The organism is Paenibacillus sp. Paensp111, assembly GCF_059492195.1.
Genome location: NZ_CP168527.1, coordinates 4,292,091 through 4,310,715 on the forward strand (window position 1 = coordinate 4,292,091; position 18,625 = coordinate 4,310,715).

The 18,625-nt window shown below is 49.9% G+C and carries 21 protein-coding genes and 1 riboswitch; of the genes, 8 read left to right on the top strand and 13 right to left on the bottom strand.

The genetic code is table 11. From position 1 onward, the window contains the following. Positions 1 to 9: 9 nt before the first annotated feature. The 5 genes from ACEN86_RS20220 to ACEN86_RS20240 form a co-directional block, all read right to left on the bottom strand. Positions 10 to 696, bottom strand: coding sequence for a DUF4386 domain-containing protein (locus ACEN86_RS20220; RefSeq protein ID WP_495632269.1), 687 nt, complete (start codon positions 694 to 696; stop codon positions 10 to 12). Between the two features lie 4 nt (positions 697 to 700). Continuing rightward, a complete protein-coding gene (locus ACEN86_RS20225; RefSeq protein ID WP_495632270.1) occupies positions 701 to 928 on the bottom strand; it encodes a helix-turn-helix transcriptional regulator in 228 nt (75 codons plus the stop codon). Between the two features lies 1 nt (position 929). Beyond that, entirely contained in the window at positions 930 to 1,376 is a 447-nt protein-coding gene (locus ACEN86_RS20230) for a hypothetical protein (RefSeq protein WP_495632271.1), read from the bottom strand. Between the two features lie 157 nt (positions 1,377 to 1,533). Next, a complete protein-coding gene (locus tag ACEN86_RS20235) occupies positions 1,534 to 2,511 on the bottom strand; it encodes a diaminopimelate dehydrogenase (protein WP_495632272.1) in 978 nt (325 codons plus the stop codon). 31 nt (positions 2,512 to 2,542) lie between these two features. Further along, positions 2,543 to 3,814: a Glu/Leu/Phe/Val family dehydrogenase gene (locus ACEN86_RS20240; RefSeq protein ID WP_495632273.1), complete on the bottom strand. Its 1,272-nt coding sequence runs from the start codon at positions 3,812 to 3,814 to the stop codon at positions 2,543 to 2,545. A 271-nt stretch (positions 3,815 to 4,085) separates the two neighbouring features. Here ACEN86_RS20240 and ACEN86_RS20245 point away from each other — a divergent pair, with 271 nt between their 5' ends. From ACEN86_RS20245 to ACEN86_RS20260, 4 genes are all read left to right on the top strand, one after another. Then, positions 4,086 to 4,676, top strand: coding sequence for a TetR/AcrR family transcriptional regulator (locus ACEN86_RS20245; RefSeq protein WP_495632274.1), 591 nt, complete (start codon positions 4,086 to 4,088; stop codon positions 4,674 to 4,676). Positions 4,677 to 4,692: 16 nt separating this feature from the next. After that, entirely contained in the window at positions 4,693 to 5,829 is a 1,137-nt protein-coding gene (locus tag ACEN86_RS20250) for an FAD-dependent monooxygenase (RefSeq protein WP_495632275.1), read from the top strand. 83 nt (positions 5,830 to 5,912) lie between these two features. Continuing rightward, on the top strand, positions 5,913 to 6,467 hold the full coding sequence (locus tag ACEN86_RS20255; RefSeq protein ID WP_495632276.1) for a PadR family transcriptional regulator: 555 nt from the start codon (positions 5,913 to 5,915) through the stop codon (positions 6,465 to 6,467). A gap of 12 nt (positions 6,468 to 6,479) precedes the next feature. After that, positions 6,480 to 7,298 carry an SDR family oxidoreductase gene (locus ACEN86_RS20260; RefSeq protein ID WP_495632277.1) on the top strand — a complete coding sequence of 273 codons (819 nt, stop codon included), beginning with the start codon at positions 6,480 to 6,482 and terminating at the stop codon, positions 7,296 to 7,298. A gap of 71 nt (positions 7,299 to 7,369) precedes the next feature. Here ACEN86_RS20260 and ACEN86_RS20265 read toward each other — a convergent pair whose 3' ends face one another. Then, positions 7,370 to 8,578 (bottom strand): hypothetical protein, encoded by a 1,209-nt coding sequence (locus ACEN86_RS20265; RefSeq protein WP_495632278.1) that lies wholly within the window; start codon positions 8,576 to 8,578, stop codon positions 7,370 to 7,372. A gap of 174 nt (positions 8,579 to 8,752) precedes the next feature. Beyond that, positions 8,753 to 8,835, top strand: a riboswitch (cyclic di-GMP riboswitch). A gap of 29 nt (positions 8,836 to 8,864) precedes the next feature. Here ACEN86_RS20265 and ACEN86_RS20270 point away from each other — a divergent pair. From ACEN86_RS20270 to ACEN86_RS20285, 4 genes are all read left to right on the top strand, one after another. After that, positions 8,865 to 9,971 carry a glycosyl hydrolase gene (locus tag ACEN86_RS20270; RefSeq protein ID WP_495632279.1) on the top strand — a complete coding sequence of 369 codons (1,107 nt, stop codon included), beginning with the start codon at positions 8,865 to 8,867 and terminating at the stop codon, positions 9,969 to 9,971. A 63-nt stretch (positions 9,972 to 10,034) separates the two neighbouring features. Beyond that, entirely contained in the window at positions 10,035 to 11,138 is a 1,104-nt protein-coding gene (locus ACEN86_RS20275) for a glycosyl hydrolase (RefSeq protein WP_495632280.1), read from the top strand. A 2-nt stretch (positions 11,139 to 11,140) separates the two neighbouring features. Beyond that, positions 11,141 to 12,013, top strand: coding sequence for a GGDEF domain-containing protein (locus ACEN86_RS20280; protein ID WP_495632281.1), 873 nt, complete (start codon positions 11,141 to 11,143; stop codon positions 12,011 to 12,013). A gap of 190 nt (positions 12,014 to 12,203) precedes the next feature. After that, complete coding sequence (locus ACEN86_RS20285; RefSeq protein ID WP_495632282.1) at positions 12,204 to 13,499, top strand: glycosyltransferase family 2 protein; 1,296 nt, start codon at positions 12,204 to 12,206, stop codon at positions 13,497 to 13,499. Positions 13,500 to 13,602: 103 nt separating this feature from the next. Here ACEN86_RS20285 and ACEN86_RS20290 read toward each other — a convergent pair whose 3' ends face one another. From ACEN86_RS20290 to ACEN86_RS20320, 7 genes are all read right to left on the bottom strand, one after another. Continuing rightward, positions 13,603 to 14,610 (bottom strand): alpha/beta hydrolase family protein, encoded by a 1,008-nt coding sequence (locus ACEN86_RS20290; RefSeq protein WP_495632283.1) that lies wholly within the window; start codon positions 14,608 to 14,610, stop codon positions 13,603 to 13,605. After that, positions 14,607 to 15,254, bottom strand: coding sequence for a GNAT family N-acetyltransferase (locus tag ACEN86_RS20295; protein WP_495632284.1), 648 nt, complete (start codon positions 15,252 to 15,254; stop codon positions 14,607 to 14,609). Before ACEN86_RS20295 ends, ACEN86_RS20290 begins: the two co-directional genes overlap by 4 nt. Before the next feature lie 2 nt (positions 15,255 to 15,256). Beyond that, entirely contained in the window at positions 15,257 to 16,048 is a 792-nt protein-coding gene (locus ACEN86_RS20300) for a MerR family transcriptional regulator (protein WP_495632285.1), read from the bottom strand. 161 nt (positions 16,049 to 16,209) lie between these two features. Then, complete coding sequence (locus tag ACEN86_RS20305) at positions 16,210 to 16,590, bottom strand: DUF6463 family protein (RefSeq protein WP_495632286.1); 381 nt, start codon at positions 16,588 to 16,590, stop codon at positions 16,210 to 16,212. Positions 16,591 to 16,628: 38 nt separating this feature from the next. Beyond that, on the bottom strand, positions 16,629 to 16,856 hold the full coding sequence (locus tag ACEN86_RS20310; protein WP_495632287.1) for a hypothetical protein: 228 nt from the start codon (positions 16,854 to 16,856) through the stop codon (positions 16,629 to 16,631). A gap of 5 nt (positions 16,857 to 16,861) precedes the next feature. Next, the gene (locus ACEN86_RS20315; RefSeq protein WP_495632288.1) at positions 16,862 to 18,046 is read right to left on the bottom strand and encodes an ArsA family ATPase; all 1,185 of its coding nucleotides are present in this window, start codon (positions 18,044 to 18,046) and stop codon (positions 16,862 to 16,864) included. Between the two features lie 65 nt (positions 18,047 to 18,111). Next, a complete protein-coding gene (locus ACEN86_RS20320; protein ID WP_495632289.1) occupies positions 18,112 to 18,588 on the bottom strand; it encodes a MarR family winged helix-turn-helix transcriptional regulator in 477 nt (158 codons plus the stop codon). Positions 18,589 to 18,625 lie beyond the last annotated feature (37 nt).

Consider the following 18,625-nt stretch of genomic DNA (forward strand, 5'->3'; position numbering starts at 1 on the left):
CGCTGACAGTTACTTGGCAGCAGGTAGACGGAAGCCTTTCGCGATGAGCCACACCGCCAGAATCATTTCATTGGCAAAGACCGGAACCGCGAGGATCCCTCCCCATGTGGACAGTTGATCAATGACGCCGAACATTTCCAGCAAGGCAGCCAGCATAATGAGTATGGACCCTGTTATGCCTACCAAGGGAATGAACCTAGGAACAAGTCCGGACTTATAAAAGATATAGCTGTACATCATCGTGTTAATTCCTAGGAAGAAGTTGGGCCCGAGCAAGAAGGTCCAGTCATGAACAGCTTTGAGCAGGCTGCCTGATACATGATACATCGCGGTATCCAGTGCACCCGCAGCGATATACTCCTGGCTTAAGGTAAGCAGGGACAATACACTGATAACTCCTACCGTGATTACAACGGCCTCCATAAACCGGAAGCACACGTGCCATATCGCTATCGTCCGGTTATACGTCTTCAGGAATGGGAACATGACGGTGGCCGTCCCTACCGCAGACACGACAAGAAGCAGCTCCATAACCGCCCCCAGCACCACCTGACTCGCATGCGCTGGGCCTTGAATTAGATAATCCGCATCGTTCAGAAGCGGCTTATACAGAATTACCCCTACTATAGCTGTTATCGCAGCAATAATGAACAGAACCCCTGCGATTCTTGACGCTGTCTTTACCTTGAAATCCATCTTCTCAATCCTCCTCTGAATTTTGACCGTAAAAGAAAACCTCTTCGAGCGGCAAGTTAAAGGCGTGCGCAATCCGGAAGGCCAACTCCAGGGACGGGGAGTAATTTCCCTTTTCGAGAGCCACGATCGTCTGTCTCGTTACCCCCACCTTGTCGGCCAGCTGCTGTTGAGTCATTTCATCATAATTGAATCGCAATTTCCGGATGTGATTGCCAACAAGAACTTTACCCATCTTAGACTCCTCTCCTATAGTGATACATTCTCGATAAAGAACCGGTGACGTCGGAAAGAAATCCTGAAGCGATAAGGATGATGAACATCACCTCCAAGGGCCGGTCGATCACCAGGGATCCCATAGCCAGAATAAAACCGATGACGAAGACTAGAAAAGAATTCCGGAAAGCTAACAAGTCAATCCGCTTATCCATCTCATCCGCAAAGGAAGGCTCCTTTTCCCCTGTCGTTATTCGAAAGACGATGTTGAATATAATACTGATCACGATGTTCGCTGCGATGGACACGAGCGTCAATACAAGGACGAAGGATCCCCAGTAATGAAGCAACTCCTTGGAATCCGCTGCCCCTCCGGGATACTGCATGGACCTGTACAAGCCGTATACTGCAAAAATGAGAATGGAACTGAATAAGGACAAAATGCTTTTCTTCTCCTGATAGGTCATGAACATTACCGCCTTTAAAAGTAAAGTATTTTAAACATAATGTATACTAAACTATACATGGTGTCAACTACTCTATACAAAAAAACCGACCACCACCTGAATAGGTTGTGATCGGCTAAATTAACTAGACTAGCGGGGTACATACCCCCGCTAAGTATTACAGCAGTTCCTTGCGCAGCTGTTCCGGCGATTTCGGCGAGAGCAGGCCGAACGGAATATCGAATACGGTATGCGCGCCGGACTCTCCCTTTTGCGCCAGACGGTAGGCCGCGCGGGCATAAGCCACCAGCACGCTGGCCGTAAATTCAGGGTTGCTGTCCAGCTTCAGACTGAACTCGACGATCTGCGTATTCCCTGCTCCTGTCCGCCCGCTTCGGATAACATGACCGCCATGCGGCATGGCGCCATGTTCTGCGGCCAGCGTCTCTTCACTCACAAAGTGAACCACAGTCTCGTAATCCGCGAAGTAGTTCGGCATAGTGCGGATCGTCTCGGCAATCGCCTCGCGGTCTGCACCTTCCTCTGCCACTACATAACACTCACGCAGATGCTTGTCCCTAGTGGACAGCACCGGGTTCTCCCCGCTGCGTACGCGTTCCACCGCTTCTTCGCGCGGGATGGTGTACTGGATGCCGTTCTTAACACCGGGAACACGGCGAATGGCATCGGAGTGGCCCTGGCTCACGCCTTTGCCCCAGAAGGTGAACTCGCTGCCTTCTGGAAGCATGGCTTCTGCCAGCAGACGGTTCAGCGAGAACAGACCCGGGTCCCAGCCCGTCGAGATGACGCTGACCGTCCCCTCTGACCGGGAGCTGGCATCCACTTCCGCATAATACTCCGGAATTCGCGCATGGGTATCGAAGCTGTCGACCGTATGGAACAGCTTCGCCAGAGCCGGGCCTTGTTCCGGCAGATCCGTAGCGGAGCCCCCGCATAGGATCAGCACATCGATTTTTCCCCGGTAAGACTCAATATCGTTAATGGACACCATCTTCGTGCCCGCTTCTAATGCCTGAGGATCCCGGCGCGTAAAGATTGCCTCCAGCCGAAGATCAGGATTCTGACGGATTGCCGCCTCCACGCCGCGCCCGAGATTGCCATAGCCGACGATGCCGATAGAAATAGGTTGGGTCATAGTTATCGTCTCCTTTTCATAATATGCCGGATCAGATCCAGCCGCGGGCGCTCATCGCTTCGCTAATTCGTTTGATGGAGATCATGAAAGCAGCGGTCCGCAGATCGGTTCCATGCTCACGGGATAGGGCGCGGACCGCATCATAGGAAGCGTACATCCGCTGCGACAAGCGCTCAAGCACCTCTTCTTCCGTCCAGTAGAAGTTGGCCAGATTCTGCACCCATTCGAAATACGATACGGTGACACCGCCGGCATTGGCCAGAATATCGGGAATGACCAGCACGCCCTTGTCCTGCAAAATCCGGTCTGCCTCCGGCGTGGTCGGGCCATTGGCCGCTTCCGCGATAATCCGGGCGCGGACACCCGCCGCATTGGCGCCGGTAATTACATTCTCAAGTGCTGCCGGGATGAGGATATCGACATCCAGCTCCAGCAGCTCTTCGTTCGTAATCACATAACTCTCACCGTAGTCGGCCAGCTTGGCCTGGTCCTTGAGTGCAGTAACCTTCTGCAGGTCAAGACCTTCCGCCTGATACAGTCCGCCTCTCGAGTCACTGACCGCAACTACCTTACAGCCTTGCTCGGCCAGCAGTCTAGCCGCAATCCGTCCGGCATTGCCGAAGCCCTGCACCGCGACTGTCGCGCCTTCCACAGACATGCCCAGCTCCTTGAGTGCAGCGAGTACCGTGTATACGCAGCCTTGTGCGGTCGCTTCATTTCGCCCTTTGGAGCCGCCTAGAATGAGCGGCTTACCTGTGATGATGCCCGGCGTATTAACGCCCTTCAGGCGGCTGTATGTATCCATCATCCAGCCCATAACCTCAGGTGTCGTGTAGACATCCGGTGCTGGAATATCTTTATCAGGTCCGATGAAATCGGCTATAGCTTCCATAAATCCGCGGCTGACACGTTCCAGCTCGCCCTTGCTCAGCTTGCGCGGGTCACAGATCACTCCACCCTTGCCGCCGCCGTAAGGCAGACCCACAACTCCGCACTTGAAAGACATCCACATCGACAAGGCTTTGACCTCGTCCAGTGTAACGTCAGGATGGAAGCGAATGCCGCCCTTTCCCGGACCGATCGCATCGTTGTGCTGGGAACGGTACCCCTCGAAGACGACCACGCTGCCGTCGTCCATCTTAACGGGAAAATTGACGGCCAGCACACGCTTCGGTTTCTTCAGAATATCGATAACATGCTCCGGAAGCTTCAAATAGGAAGCCGCTTCATCAATCTGCTTTTGTACAATTTCAAAGGGGTTTAAGGTCTCTGGTGCCGATTCTACAATCTCTCTAGTGCTCATAAACTTCAGCCCTTTCTCCATCTGTTTTTGCGATTTAACGCTTTAAAGAAGATCAAATTACATCTTACATCATATGTCAGTTTTATAAAAGGCTTTTTTGGAAAATTGCTGTATTCTTCTCAAGTAATGGGGGGGACTTTTTGTTATCTCATATGCAAATCAGTCGCTTCACGCTGCATCGTCTCTATTCGCTTGACAATAAAGTCCAAGCCATACTATGATGACCATGGTCATTATTTGACTATGGTCATCATAAGGATGTGGGAAGAGAATGCTTAGAGAATCGCGTAAAAGGGAATTAAAAGAGCAAATTTTTTTGCAAGCCCTTCAGCTTTTTCACGAAAAAGGGTTTGAGCAGGTCACCGTGCAGGAGATTACAGCCAAGTGCGGCATTGGGAAGGGGACTTTTTTTAATTATTTTGCTAAGAAAGAAGACATCCTGCTGTATCTTGGAGAGTCCCAGATCGATCTGCTGCAGCAGAGTGTAGAGAAGCACCGGAACATCGATCAACCCAAAGAACAGATTATGCTCGTATTAGGCGATCTGCTTCATAACTTTTCAAGACATAGTGAACTCATGAGACTGGCTACCATGGAGATTATTAAGTCGGCTCACCTGGCCGAGAAAGAGTCAAAAAGCGTTAACCAATTGCATCAGCAGGTAGCTTCCATGATTGATAATGCCAAGCATAAGGGGACACTGCACAGCCGTTGGGACACAGATGTCATCGCCACGACCGTTATTGGTGTCTATTTCCACACGATTCTGTCATGGACACTGACCGATGTTCAACATACCACCATCAGCGATTCATTCAGCAAACAGTTGGATGTGGTATGGGAAGGTATTGATCGTAATTAGGAGGCCCAAATAAGTTATGTCACAGACCGTTCTGATCATGGGTGGCGGAATTGCAGGTCTATGCACCGCAATTACCCTGCAGCAAATAGGCCTGAAAGTTAAAGTGTACGAAAAAAGCACCGAACCGACAGTGGCAGGCGCGGGCATTATTATGGCTCCGAATGCTTTACAGGCGCTGGAGCCCTATGGCATTTCAGGCGAGATCATTCGTCAAGGCTTTCCCAGTGACGGCTTCCATCTGCTATCCGATCGGGGCAAGCTTATCACGAAGCTCGCCGTTCCTTCTGAATATGGCAGCTTGCATTCCATCCATCGCAGGGACCTGCATCATATCCTCCTGTCCGCACTCTCTCCTGACACGGTAGAATGGGGGAAAGCATTTGCGCAGCTTGAGCAAAAGGAAAACCACGTACAGGTTATGTTCAGTGACGGAAGTGAAGCGGTGGGCGACCTCGTCGTCGCTGCGGACGGTATTCACTCCAACCTTCGCAAACAGCTTGTTCCACAGGATACGTATCGCTATGCCGGCTATACCTGCTGGCGCGGTGTTGTCTCTGCCCGCGACCTTCCAGGTTTGTCAGATCGGTTTATTGAGACCTGGGGAACGAAAGGCCGCTTCGGCATGGTCCCGCTGCCTGATAACCAAGTGTATTGGTATGCCCTTATCAATGCCCGCCAAGGTGACTCCCGCCTGGCAAGTTATACTGCGGAGGACTTGCACCGTCTCTTCAAAAGCTATCATGATCCCATACCCAATCTGCTGCTCAGCACGCAGCCCCAAGACATTATCCATCGTGATATCGTAGATATTTCCCCTATGGAGAGCTTTTACTCCGATCGGGTCGCCTTTGTCGGCGATGCGGCTCATGCGATTACCCCCAACATGGGGCAGGGAGCCTGCCAAGCCATTGAGGATGCGCGTGTCTTGGCCGAATGTCTTCGCATACATAGCAATAACCAGAGAGCCTTTGCCGATTACGATGCCAGACGCAGAGAGCGAATCAAGCAAATATCCCGCCAATCTTGGAAGATGGGGAAAATGGCACAATCGGAGAGCGTACTATTTACCAGTATCCGAAATCGGCTAATGAAGCATACCCCTCAAAGCATCGGGCGCAGCCAGGCAGAACGCTTGTACAAGTTTCAAATGTAATATATATTGACTCGATATATATCAGTTTGATACATTATAATTGCGTCATGCATATTTTCCCAAACTTACAAGGAGGATAAACTTTGAACAGTCAGGATGTTATTTTAGGCATGCTTATGAAGGAGGCATTAACCGGCTACCAAATCAAGCAGTTATTAGAGGAGGTCTTCTCAAATTTCTACAGCTCCAGCTATGGAACCATCTATCCTACGCTTGCTCGAATGGAAAAGGAGGGGCTCATCACTAAGGAGAGTGTGCTCCAGGACGGTAAGCCTAACAAAAATCTAATCAACATAACGCCTAAAGGAAGAGATCGCTTTAATGCTTACTTACTAGCCCCGCTAGAAGGTGACAGCAGCAGGAAATCAGATTTTATGATGCGGCTTTATTTTGGTGAATTCGTTGGATATGACAAGGTACTTATGTGGCTCAGGCAAGCTCAAGCGGAATCACAAACGAAGTTAGATCAATTACTTGGGCAATATTCACTTTATAAAGATGAAATGCATCCAGCGCAGATCATCTGCATCCAAATTGGGATAGAAGAGTATAAGGCTAAACTCGCAACCATCGCCGAGGGGATTGTGAACATAGGGAAGTTATTGGAAGAGCAGACTGAACGTAGTGAATCCGAATAAGGAGGCAAGGTTATGAAAACTATTTTTATTACGGGGGCTTCAACGGGTATTGGTAGAACTACAGTGAAGTATTTTGCTGAAAGGGGATGGAACGTAGCAGCCACGATGCGCTCACCTGAACACGAAACGGAACTTACCTCATTGAACAATGTGTTGGTGCTTAGGCTGGATGTTGAGAAAGAAGATACCATTCAGCTTGCGTTAGCGGAGGCGATTGGGCGCTTTAGTAAGATTGATGTTCTCCTTAATAATGCTGGATACGGAACGATGGGCCTCATAGAAGCAGCTACGGAAGATCAGATTAGAAGACAGTTTGAAGTGAACGTGTTCGGTCTGATACGAATGACTAAAGCCATGCTGCCACATTTCAGATCCAATCAAGAAGGTCTGTTGATCAACATTTCATCTATGGCTGGAAGAGTCACCTTTCCTACGATGTCACTGTATCATGCGTCCAAGTTTGCAGTGGAGGGCTTCTCAGAGTCGGTATCCTACGAATTAGCTTCACAAAACATCAAGGTGAAGCTGATTGAGCCAGGTGCTATTAAGACAGACTTTGGCGGAAGATCGATGGAGTTCTTTTTTAATGATACATTAACCGACTATAAGCGGTTTAGTACTGCATTTCGGAGTAAACTGGGTGAGATGGAGAAACAACCCTCATACGCCTCACCACCGGAAATGGTTGCCGAAACTATATATCAGGCCGCGACAGACGGTACTCCTCAGTTCCGTTATGTAGTTGGAGAAGATGCCAAGATGCTCATTCATATGAAGGAAAATACAGATGAGGAGGAGTACCTGTCGAATATAGCCCAGCATTTCGCATGAAGATCGCAGCTATGCCGGTGTGAAAATACAAAAGGTGTATGCCGCTGCACACCACGCTTCGTTCACTTCAATCAGTAATTGCGTGCCGAATTGAACCAGCGCCCCACCATTTCCTCCGTTATAGGCTGGCCAATCAGGTGATGAGACTGGATGAGCTGCCAGACTGCTTCAGCCAGGTCTTCGCGTTCGGTGGTTTCGATGCCTTTGAGCGTATTGAAGCGCACGGTGAAAGCGGTAATAACCGCCTCAGCCTCGGCATAGGTTCGGGCCTGTGCCAGGCTTGCCTGTGCAGTGTCGTAGGCCTCGTTAGCCAGCTTGGCCAGACGTTTAGGCCAGGCTGAGAACGGTCGTCCGAATTCAGTGGACCACCACTCCGGCTTTCGCAATTGGCTCACTGAAGCATGTCCGGCCCACGGGCGTTTGAGCGCGCGTGCTTTCATTTCCTTCCTCAGCCGCTTACCTGTAAGTTCTTCTACATTGTATGCGATAAACCTGTCAAGCAGCGGCCACACGTCCAAGGACGGAAGGCCATCCAGATCAGGCATGAAGCGCAGCTCCAGATTGGTTAACCGGGTGTGCCGTGCCAACAGGTCCAGGTCACAGAAGTTCCCCCACAGACTCAGTGAGCTCAGGTTCGGGAACCGGTCCAGACACTCCAGCGAGATGGGCTGCGCCAGCGGCCCGTTATGCAGCGACAGACTCGTCACCTGGTACAGTTCACCTAAGTCTGGCATCAAGAAGGGGGTATCCTTCTTGCGTCTGCTGGTTCGCGGCGATAGGGTTAGAGAAGATGGCATATCGCCAGTGGCCGAGAAATGCTCCAAATCACCCGATACACCCAGCAGGTAACACCTCTCCGGAAGCTTCAGACTTAGCCGCCCGTCAGACGGGCTCATTTGGATATGCAGACTATGTATATTAGACATACTGGCATCTACTGTGGTGTCTTCAGACAGGATCGGAGCCCACTTTATCTCTTCGATGGGACGTATCTGTGCCCAGTTGAAGAACCCCGTATCACTTCCTGTGTAATTCAAAAACCGCGGCCAAGGCGATCCCGCCGGTGTAGCAAAAGCATCGAACACAGTCCAATCGATAGGCTCACCCGGTGCGACGTGAAGATCTGCTTTTTTTCCCATATACGACGGTCCAATCGATAGACTGCCCACACCGCTGTGTATAATAAGCGTGTGACTGCCCGGGCCTGTCAGGTCGATGGGATAACGCCCATCTTCTCTAATCGAGCCTACGGGAGGTCGAGCTTGGTTATCATTTGACATCTCCATCTTCCTTTCTTCTTACCTAGGATTACCTCTTCAAAGTCATACCCTATTACCTAATTAGAGAGCAACTCACGCCTACCATCCCCATATTTTTTGCTAACTAATGGTAAAAATAGACCAAAAGAACCATAAATAATTCGACAAAATATGATAAAGTTGCACTAGAAACTCTTATTCAAAAGGCAAAGCTGTCGAAAGACAGTGACGCAAAGCTACGGGTCTAAGGCGAAAGCTAAGACAGCCGAGCTGCCGGTTGTACTAATAATCGTGAGGGGTTGTCATCATGTCGAAACGGCGCAAAATGTCTATCTTTATCCTCGTAACTTTAGTCCTAGTTAGCAATTGTCTATCTCTAAACTCAGTATCGGCTGCTGCACCTGGTAGTCCTACTGAATCATTTATCATTGGGAAGCTTTACAATCCTAACCAAACCATTGCGACCCGGTTAACTGACGGTTCAAACTCCCTAGATCCGAATATGGCAGGCGGACGGGAAGCCCTGTCAGAGTCTCTTGCGCTCTGGATGACTTATGCGGTTAGAAAGAATGACAAGTCCCTGTACAAAACAAGCTACGATCTCCTAAATAAATACTTCCTCGCACCAGAAGGAACTGTTTATTGGAAGCTTAATCAGGATGGCAGCAGCCAGGTTAGTACCAATGCCATGATTGACGACCATCTCATCATTGAAGCCTTATATAAAGGTTATTCGCAGTGGAATGTACCTGCCTATAAACAGACCGCGGATAAGCTCAGTAACGCCAGTAAGACTAAGAACATCGTTAACGGTTACTTTGTTGACTATTATGATTTTAATTCAGGGTATCAACCCAATCAACTGACGCTTTCTTATATCGTTCCGGGTGCATTAACTCAAATGTTGAATAATCAGCAGATCGACAATGCCATCTGGTCCAGACAAATCGATTTACTGAACACGCTGCCGATGGACAATTCCTTCTTCCCAAAAACTTATGATGTCGTGACGAATCAATTTACCTATGACAGCACCATCAATATGATCGACCAAGTCTATATTGCGCTTCACCGGGCAGAGGCCGGAACCTCTTCGCCTGCACTGTATAACTTGATCAAGACGGATTTCTACAAGTCTAACCGGCTGATATCGAGTTATGACCGGATAACTAAGGCGCCTGTGTCGGATCTCGAATGCCCGGCTCAATACGGATTAACGATCCTGTACGCACTGCAAGTCAATGACAAGAGCTTTGCGCTCGATCTGTATAAACGGATGATTGCACTGCGGGTATCCGACAAATCAAGCCCTTATTACGGCGGCTATGTATTCAATAATGATACCTTTTCTTTCAACAATCTATATACACTTCTAGCCGAGCAGAAATTAAATACGATGGGTCTTATCCGCTAAACAGATTGGCGCGCTTGCTGGAGCTTGATAGTTCCAGACAAAATTACGCAAAAGAGGGTAACCATGAACGCAAGACTCAGGCAGCTAAGATGGCTCACACCTCTCCTTCTCTTAGTACTATTAGCCATTGCAATGGCGCTTTACCTGATTATCGCCAATAGAACCCGGGAATCGCCGACTCTCTCTTTCGTCGAGCAGTATATGACGAATCCGAACGGTACGCTCGCCACCTATCTAGTAGATACGAAGTCCGTCAATCCGGACATCGTTGCGGGGCGCGAAGCCCTTTCTGAATCCGTAGGAATCTGGATGCAGATTGCCTTGGCGAATAAGGACCAGACCCGGTTCGATGCAGGCCTGCGGATTTTGAAGGATAAATTCCTATCGCCTCAGCAGTATATTGCCTGGAAGCTGCAGTCTGACGGTACCTCCCAGGTCCATACCAATGCACTGGGCGATGACCTAAGAATTGAGAAGGCCCTGCTTGATGCCTATGATCTCTGGCACCAGACCAAATATCTCAATATGGCCCAGACCCTTGCAGGTACACTTCATAAATCCCTTTTATCCGGGGGCTATTGGGTAGACTTTCATGACTTTAATTCGAATCTATCCGCGCATGAATTGAGCCTGGTCTATATCGATATACCGGCCTTGCAGTCCATGAAGCAGCATGGACTGATGGATCAAAGCCTGCTGGTGCGTCATACGGAGCTGCTGCGGCAAATGCCTGTGAGTGGTGTTTTTTATCCAACATCATTTGACGTAGCCAAGAAGACTTATACCACGCGGGATGACGCCAATCTAATCGATCAGCTTATCATTGCGATTCATCTGACGGAATCGGGGGAACCTGCCGGAACCTTCGCCACTTTCTTGAAGCACGAGTGGGAGACAAGAGGCAAGCTGTTCGGCCGGTATGACCGTCAGTCTCTTGAGCCGGCCGTGTCCTACGAATCGCCGTCCGTCTATGGACTTGCCCTATTGCTGGCCATGGAACTGAAGGATCAGATATGGGCCGATCAGCTCTATACCCGCATGATATCCTTCAGGGATAAGCAGTCTCCCTATGAAGGCGGCTATGTTGCGGATGGCAACTCGCATATCTTCGATAACCTCATTCCACTGTTGGCGGAATCGTTATATTTTTCTAGGAAGGGAATGTAAGAATGAATAAGAGGGACGTTCGTAACCTTGACCTTGGCTATTCTTGCTTGATCGTACTCCTCTTCATTGAGCAGGCCTTAGTGTTCCTTAGTGTATATCAGAATCAGACTTATCCAGCCTGGGCTTTAGGTGCCAGTGTTGGCGCGCTGGCCGCCATGGCTGCGGGTTACTGGCTTCCTGCCGGCTTCTCTGTTGTTATTGCCTTTTTGTTCTTTGTCTCCTATTTTGTCTGGCAGACGATCTACGGCTTCCACGAGGTGCTGCAGGTCGCATGGATACTTATCATCCCGGCCAACTTGATGGTAGCCTCCTTCGTCCGGAACCGCATCATCCGTATGAAGCGCATCCTGGAACGGCTGAATGCCTTGAAGGATCAGAATCCGGTATTAGATTTGCAGACTGGCCTGGGGAACTATGATGCCTTTGCAGATGCACTGCTGAAGCAAGCGACGTTGGCCGCACGTTACAACAATAAATATGGCTTTTCCTTGGCCTTGTTCAAAATTGACTTTCTGCCGCTGGTTATGGAATCCGTCGGGGCTGGCCGCTATGCCCAGTTCCTTGTTGAGATCTCGAATACCATGCAGCAGCAAATCCGTAATGAGGATTCCAAATTCTCCATCGACAATGGCAGATTTCTGATTCTGTGCCCTTTAACCGAGCATGCTTACTTCTCTACCGTGGTGGAGAGAGTCAAGACAGCGATGATGAATCTCAGCTTCGAAGATAAGAATGGCGAGCCGCTCAAGCTGGTTGTCCGGGCTTCACTTATGCATTTCGATAAGGAGCAATTTGACCTGTTCACCCATGCAGATCAGCTCATTGCGACACTGGATAGAAGAACAGAAATAGATCTTATCGCCGAATACGTCTAACCGACTCCAGATTTTGATCCCAAATAATAACCCTCCGCGAAAGGTTGTGTATGTATGAACAACTGGGATTGGTTTATCCCGGTTTGTATCGTCGTCTCCTCGATATTTTCTATTGCTGTCCTGGTCCTCACGGTCTTTACCCTGAGATTTCGCTCCACTGTAATTAAAAGATACGATCGGGGGAAGCCTCATGTCTGATGTTCTGCTGCTGTTCACCATCGTGAGTGTGTGGATTGCCGTGTTCCAGTCCATTGTCATTATGGCGGGTGCTATCAAGTTCATACAACGGCAGAACCGTTCCCCCCTGGTTGTTCCAACCAATATGGAGAATTACCCGACGGTTACCGTCATGGTTCCCGCCCACAATGAGGAGCTTGTGATTGCGACCACCGTTGAACGAATCTTCAATCTTAATTATCCTCCGGATAAGATTCAGGTTATTGTTATCGCGGATAACTGTTCTGACCGCACGGCGGACAAGCTTAAGGAGCTTAGGAACCGAACAGCCTACCAGGGACGGGACTTTACCATCTTCGAGCGGACCGGGAAAGGGGGCAAATCGGGGGCGCTGAATGATGCCTTCGAGTTAGCCACGGGTGAATGGATCTGCATCTACGATGCTGACGCGGCTCCCGAGCGTAATGCGCTGGCTTTCCTTGTGCAAAAGGCACTGGAGAAGCCGGAACTTTACGGTGCGGTGTTTGGACGGAACAAACCTCGCAACCGCAACAGAAATTTCCTCACCAAATGCATTAATCTGGAGATTATTACGTCCCAAAGGATTTACCATACAGGGATGTGGGAGCTCTTCAAGATCGGAACGATCCCGGGCACGAACTTTATTATGAAGGCGGACTTAATTCGTGATATCGGTGGCTTTGATACGGATGCGATTACGGAGGATACCGCCATTTCCTTCGAGATTATGACACGGGGAAAGCTTATTGCACTGGCCACGCAGGCGGAAGCCTACCAGCAGGAGCCGGAGAAGCTCAGTGTGTATATGAAGCAGCGTCAGCGCTGGGCCAAAGGCAACTATGACGTCGTTATACACAATATCCGTCATCTATTTCAACCGATGTCCTGGCGGATCAAGGTTCAGCTCTTTTATTACATGGCCAGTTACTTCTGGTTTTTGCTGGCTATTGTCATTTCCGACATTATTTTTCTGGTCAATTTTATCTATCGCGGCTTAGCACTGTTTGACCCTACGATCATTTCACCCTTTGCTTTTAGCGGTACGCTCTTTGTCTTTTTTGTGATTGCCTGGGCGCTCATGTACTTTTTGTACGTTCTGCAGATCAACTTGGCGTTAGCAACGGATATTGGGCAGAGTAACGTGGACAATTTTGTCGTGTCCTTTGTCTCCTACTTCACCTACTCGCAGCTGTTCATTATTATCTCTCTACGGGCTTTTTACTCCTTGATTGTAGACAAGCTGTTCGGCCGAAAGGCCAAGTGGTACAAGACAGAACGTTTCGGTTAAAATATAATCCCCTCCGGGCAGCCGGAGGGGATTATTTATATCTTGATATCCTCTGCCTTTATCCACTGTGTGTATCCGACTTGCTATTCGGGCCGATGAACAGTTATTCAAGTCGCACAAGAAATTGCTCTATTTGATCCATATACTCTGGCAGCGTGATTTGCCTCGGTGCGAATAGACTGATCATGAATGCCCGAAGGTCGGAATCAGCGGTCTTCTTGCTGAGCATCGAATGCTCTGCGTCAGGGAAGACCGCAACCGTCAGCAGCTCGGGCTTTATGTTATGGCGATATACACGCTCAGTCTCCTTCCAATCCACATGAATATCCTCCTCGCCTAGAAGCAGGAGTACCGGCGTATTGAAATGATGTATATCCTCCGTGGCGTCCGACAAGAAGTTTTTACTGACAAATGTCCATCTGTCCTTCGACATGACATTACTTCCCTGCGCAATCTGGAGATATTCGCCATAGTCGCCCTGTTCGGCTAAGAGCTGTCGTACTCGGTTGTCATATGCTTCTTCAGCTTGAATGTCTTGTTCCGAGTAACCGTCCTTGGTCATCTGCTGACGCGTATGATAGGCTCCTTGCCGGAGCCATTTAATGGCGGGCGATACAAGTATGCTGAAGGCTAGCTGCTCCTTCCCGGCAAGCTTCGGAATGACCCATCCCGCCTGACTGGCGCCCCATACTCCGATCCTGTTCGGATCGATCAGGGGCTGCCTTCGGGCCCATGCAATCGCCTCGCGAGCTTCATCTACCCGATCATCCATGCTCTGCTCTAACCAGCTTCCTTCGGATCCACCGATCCCTCTTTTGTTCAGGGATAAGGAGGCATAGCCCAGGCCGGCTAATCGCTCCCATAACGGCTTGTACCCATCATCGTGTGAGGCATTAATCGCCCCATCGCCATGGATAAAGAGAACTAGACCCAGCTTGCCCTCAGCATTCGTCGGCAGTACCATAGTTCCCGTTAGCTTGCCTGCAGAGGATAGGATCTCAACCTGCTGCTCTACCATGTCAAAATGGTTTTGCTCCAATATATAAATTCCTGTTCCGCCAACTAACAGCAGGAGGATCACTACATAAATCCATATTTTCTTGTTCCTCATGGTTTCTCTAAATACCCTCCCTTCCTTTGCACCATATAGTCCCACCTGGATTCGTTGAATAACAGATGCAATATATATCGATTCTCCCTGGATTGGGTCTGGAACGATAACTGGTCGTATAGCTGCCTAGCACGCGGGTTACTTCCAGAGACGTGCAGGCTTAGACGGTCCAGCGCCGGGTTCATCTCGACAACCTGCTGTGCCCACTGCAATAGAAGCTTTCCAACACCTTTACTTCGCTGGTCCGAATGGACGGCAAGGTCTGCAATGTAACATTCGCCAGGCTCAGGTCGATGATCTAGTACATATAAGCCGATCAGCATTTTGATCAGGTTCCATCTGCCCAATAGGCTGAGAATCCGCCAGGAGGGCAGCTGGTGCTTGTTTTTGTTGACGCCATGAGCCGGTCTCCATTTAATCGCTATGCTTCCGATCACCTCTCCCTGCTGCAGAGCAACCATTCTTTGGGTGGACGGTTCAGCCCCGCCGTATTCCAGCAGCTTCTCGAAAAAGAGAGCCAGATCGTCCTCCTTCATGTTCGTCAGCATTTGAAACTTTCCATGGAAGGCTTGAGCCAGCAGTCGTCCAACCGGCCCATTATACTGGGCCTGCATGGGCTCTATCGTAATCGGCACCTCCCGCATGCTCAGCTCTTCCCTTCGGCTTTGGCAACAGGCGCCATTAAGGCCTGCAGCTCATAGTGCAGCTGATGGGGACTGAATAGAGATAAATACGATCTTTCAATAACAATGAGGGGCCCCAGTAGAGGGATCGATTGGGCAGCGGCATAGTCGAAAAATTGCTCAATAAGGTGCTCAAGCTCCTCCTCATGGATGAGACATTGCAGAGTAAGGTACTCCCCTTCCGGCAAGGAAAGATCTCCCGAAGCTCGCGATTCCAGATATAAGGTTACGGTATCCGATCCGTCATATAAGTAATGGATGTCCGACTCAAACAGGTTCGGGACGGGGTCCGCCTTCTCAGCCAGCAGCGCCGCATTAAGCCTTGCGGATGAATCCAGTTCAAGGAACCGTGTAAGAAATGTGAGACCACGCTTCTTGATTAGGAATGCGTTAGGTTCCAGGCCAAAGCTTTGCTCCTCATGCAGCACTTTTAGGATGAACTGCTGAAGTTCCTGAAGGCGCTGCAGTTCCGCTTCGATGTCCTGCAAGGAATGATGAAGCAGCTGCCTATGCTGATCTGCAGAATAGGAAGTCATGCATGCTTTAATGGACTGAACAGGCACCTCCAATTTGCGGAGCAGCAGAATGCGAGCTAGCTCGTAGATTTGATCCATACCATACTTCCTGTACTGATTCGTATCCGTGTAAGCTGGCTGAAGAATACCTTTCTCTTCAAAATAACGAATTTGATGAACCGACACGTTCATCAGCTTGGCTAGCTCACTAATCGTAATTTCGCTTTTGATAACGATCACTCCTAAGGATGAGGCTTGGAATATCTCAACTCAACGATACACCCTAGGTCTGACCTAAGGTCAAGACATATTGAAAATACTAAAAAAGACAGCCCCATTACTCCAAGGCCGTCCTTTGGTCACATCTCATGATTTAAGTTGGAAAGTTCAATTCCCCATGATTACCCTCCCGCCAGTGTATCCCTCCGTGTGAGGATCCAGGCCTGAGGCAGGCCTAACCAGAAGCCCGAAACGGGCATAATGACAACCCCCATCACACACAACGCAAGCAGCATCCATCCTAAAGCCGCGGGCGGCGAAGTTTCTCTTTTTTTGATCAACCAATCCGTTATATATCCGAGCATGATAAACAGAAAACCGAACATCATGAACCAGAACGAGGTTCCCCGTTCCCACTGGCCTTCCTGAACGGTATTCCATACCCCTTCGGAGAGAATGGGTAGTAAATGCCTCGTGAAAAGGACCAGCCCAACTCCTGTATGAAGCAGCCCGGTCAACATGATCAGCACTCCGATCTGCTGCTTACTTCTGCTTATCACCATATGTTCCTCACTCCTCCTGATCAATTGGGCTGGAACGGTCATTCATTCGTAATGGTGATCTTACGAACGGTTTCGGTTGGAGAACTCGGCTCCTCCTCCAGCGTATCGATCGCGCTATCCATTACAGCCCGTGAAGCCAGCAGCCATTCCCTCATAGCATTCCGTAAATGCTTTTCGGGTTGGTTGTTCTCCAGCTGTTCGAGGAATCGTTCTACCAACGACAGACCCTCCCGAGCCCGCTCCAATCCCAGAGTGCTCTTTCTCATGTTCATCACCCCTTTTCTTGAATATCCCGTTCACCGAAACGGATAATTAACCGCTCCTCTGCGTACTTCGCGCCCGCCACCGGCCTTCCCATCAATAGTCTTGGCAGAATCACCTTGCGCTTGTAGGCACCCGCATTCACGGTCAATTCGTCACCCGCCTGTGTTAAATCCAGGTCAGCCTTATCAACGAAAGGAATCGGGAGCTCAAGCAGCAGCTCTCCACCCTCTTCCCGGATCGTCTCTGTTCTGCCGCGGTACAGCATTTCGGAGGGATCCAGAGGCCCGAACACGATATCCGCCAGCTCCTCAAGAACCGGGATTCCAACCACCTCCCGCCGCATCATGGGTGCCTTCAGAATCGGCAGGGGCTGGAAGTTCGCCACGATCTCCTCCTCATATTTCCTCTGAAGGCTCCGCCAATCTGCAAGAAAGCCATCCCCCGCTTCATCCGGCAGTATCCGGTTGACAATCACCGCATCCGTATTGAACCCGAACAGGTTCAGATAAGTGAACGAGCGCTTCGCTTCAGCAAGCACCATCTTCTCGGGATTCAGTACAATTCGGACCGAGGTGGTCTCCGGGTCCAGCACAATCCTCTGCATATCTCCCAGATCCCTTGCAAAACGCTCGATGCTGTCCAGCACATGGTCGGAAGGGAGCTCAACATGGTTAACCAGCTTCGCTACCGGCCGGACGAACTTAACCAACTTGCGTTCGTAGGGGAATATCTTCTCCAGCCACCAATTCAGCACGTTGGGGTAACTGAGCAGGCGCAGGGTCTCCCCGGTTGGGGCGCAATCCACCACTAGCACGTCGTATTCCCCGCTTTGGGCATGCTTCTTGATCTGCAGTAAGCTGAACAGCTCTTCCATGCCGGGAAAGACCAGCATTTCCTCTGTCGTAATATCCTTAAGCTGGGCCTTATCGAGCATGGCCGATATCCAGCCCTGCACAGCCCCCCAATTGTTCTCGGTCTCTCTGAGACTGTTCACTTCCTGGCCCCACAGGTTCTCGCTAATCTGTACCGGATCGGGCCCAATAGGTACCGCCAGCGAATCCGCCAAGCTATGTGCGGCGTCCGTGCTGAGTATCAGTGTTCGCTTCCCCTGCTGGGCCAGCTTGACTGCAGTGGCTGCAGCAATACTTGTCTTGCCGACGCCGCCCTTACCCGTGTAGATAATAATCCTCATACCGCTCGCTCCCTTTTAGTACGATTTCGTAGTATTTACTTGTAAAAAAACCGGTGTATAACCGGTCATTCCTCAATGTTAATTTTTCTCGCTGAGGTCTTCTTCACATCCTGCCTTACAGGACCTTCACTCTGGAATACCTTGGCTGCCTTAAGCAGGAGTCTCGTAAAATCATCTAATTCCTCTGGTGTAAAAGCCGTTTCCAGCCTTCCGAGCATTTCTTGCATAATGTGCTCCCATTCCTTAGCCAGCCGCCGTCCTTCCTGTGTCAGCGTGACGAGTCGCACCCGTTGGTCCTGCGCAGATATAGCCCGGGCGATGAGTCCCTTGCGTTCAAGCCGCGCGGCAATGCTGGTCATCGAGCTCAGAGGCGCTCCCATCTCGGAGGCAAGCTCCGACATCGTCTGGTCTCCCCGAAAGAGCAAAATCAATAGCGTGGACAAATCCGAACGGGTTACCTTCTGTTCCAACTGTAAGGTATCCGTCATGAAAGCGAACGGACGTAAACCGGTCTTAAGGAAGAGGTCATAAAGCTGCTGCATACCGGTAACTCCTTTGTAATACGACTTCGTAGTAATT

Excerpts from the sequence above, each read along its gene's own strand:
- ACEN86_RS20235 (WP_495632272.1), bottom strand. The coding sequence starts at position 2,511 with ATGACCCAACCTATTTCTATCGGCATCGTCGGCTATGGCAATCTCGGG.
- ACEN86_RS20220 (WP_495632269.1), bottom strand. The coding sequence starts at position 696 with ATGGATTTCAAGGTAAAGACAGCGTCAAGAATCGCAGGGGTTCTGTTC.
- ACEN86_RS20295 (WP_495632284.1), bottom strand. The coding sequence starts at position 15,254 with ATGCGGGAGGTGCCGATTACGATAGAGCCCATGCAGGCCCAGTATAAT.
- ACEN86_RS20280 (WP_495632281.1), top strand. The coding sequence starts at position 11,141 with ATGAATAAGAGGGACGTTCGTAACCTTGACCTTGGCTATTCTTGCTTG.
- ACEN86_RS20305 (WP_495632286.1), bottom strand. The coding sequence starts at position 16,590 with ATGGTGATAAGCAGAAGTAAGCAGCAGATCGGAGTGCTGATCATGTTG.
- ACEN86_RS20290 (WP_495632283.1), bottom strand. The coding sequence starts at position 14,610 with ATGAGGAACAAGAAAATATGGATTTATGTAGTGATCCTCCTGCTGTTA.
- ACEN86_RS20270 (WP_495632279.1), top strand. The coding sequence starts at position 8,865 with ATGTCGAAACGGCGCAAAATGTCTATCTTTATCCTCGTAACTTTAGTC.
- ACEN86_RS20275 (WP_495632280.1), top strand. The coding sequence starts at position 10,035 with ATGAACGCAAGACTCAGGCAGCTAAGATGGCTCACACCTCTCCTTCTC.
- ACEN86_RS20320 (WP_495632289.1), bottom strand. The coding sequence starts at position 18,588 with ATGCAGCAGCTTTATGACCTCTTCCTTAAGACCGGTTTACGTCCGTTC.
- ACEN86_RS20230 (WP_495632271.1), bottom strand. The coding sequence starts at position 1,376 with ATGACCTATCAGGAGAAGAAAAGCATTTTGTCCTTATTCAGTTCCATT.
- ACEN86_RS20245 (WP_495632274.1), top strand. The coding sequence starts at position 4,086 with ATGCTTAGAGAATCGCGTAAAAGGGAATTAAAAGAGCAAATTTTTTTG.
- ACEN86_RS20285 (WP_495632282.1), top strand. The coding sequence starts at position 12,204 with ATGTCTGATGTTCTGCTGCTGTTCACCATCGTGAGTGTGTGGATTGCC.
- ACEN86_RS20260 (WP_495632277.1), top strand. The coding sequence starts at position 6,480 with ATGAAAACTATTTTTATTACGGGGGCTTCAACGGGTATTGGTAGAACT.
- ACEN86_RS20310 (WP_495632287.1), bottom strand. The coding sequence starts at position 16,856 with ATGAGAAAGAGCACTCTGGGATTGGAGCGGGCTCGGGAGGGTCTGTCG.
- ACEN86_RS20265 (WP_495632278.1), bottom strand. The coding sequence starts at position 8,578 with ATGTCAAATGATAACCAAGCTCGACCTCCCGTAGGCTCGATTAGAGAA.
- ACEN86_RS20240 (WP_495632273.1), bottom strand. The coding sequence starts at position 3,814 with ATGAGCACTAGAGAGATTGTAGAATCGGCACCAGAGACCTTAAACCCC.
- ACEN86_RS20250 (WP_495632275.1), top strand. The coding sequence starts at position 4,693 with ATGTCACAGACCGTTCTGATCATGGGTGGCGGAATTGCAGGTCTATGC.
- ACEN86_RS20225 (WP_495632270.1), bottom strand. The coding sequence starts at position 928 with ATGGGTAAAGTTCTTGTTGGCAATCACATCCGGAAATTGCGATTCAAT.
- ACEN86_RS20315 (WP_495632288.1), bottom strand. The coding sequence starts at position 18,046 with ATGAGGATTATTATCTACACGGGTAAGGGCGGCGTCGGCAAGACAAGT.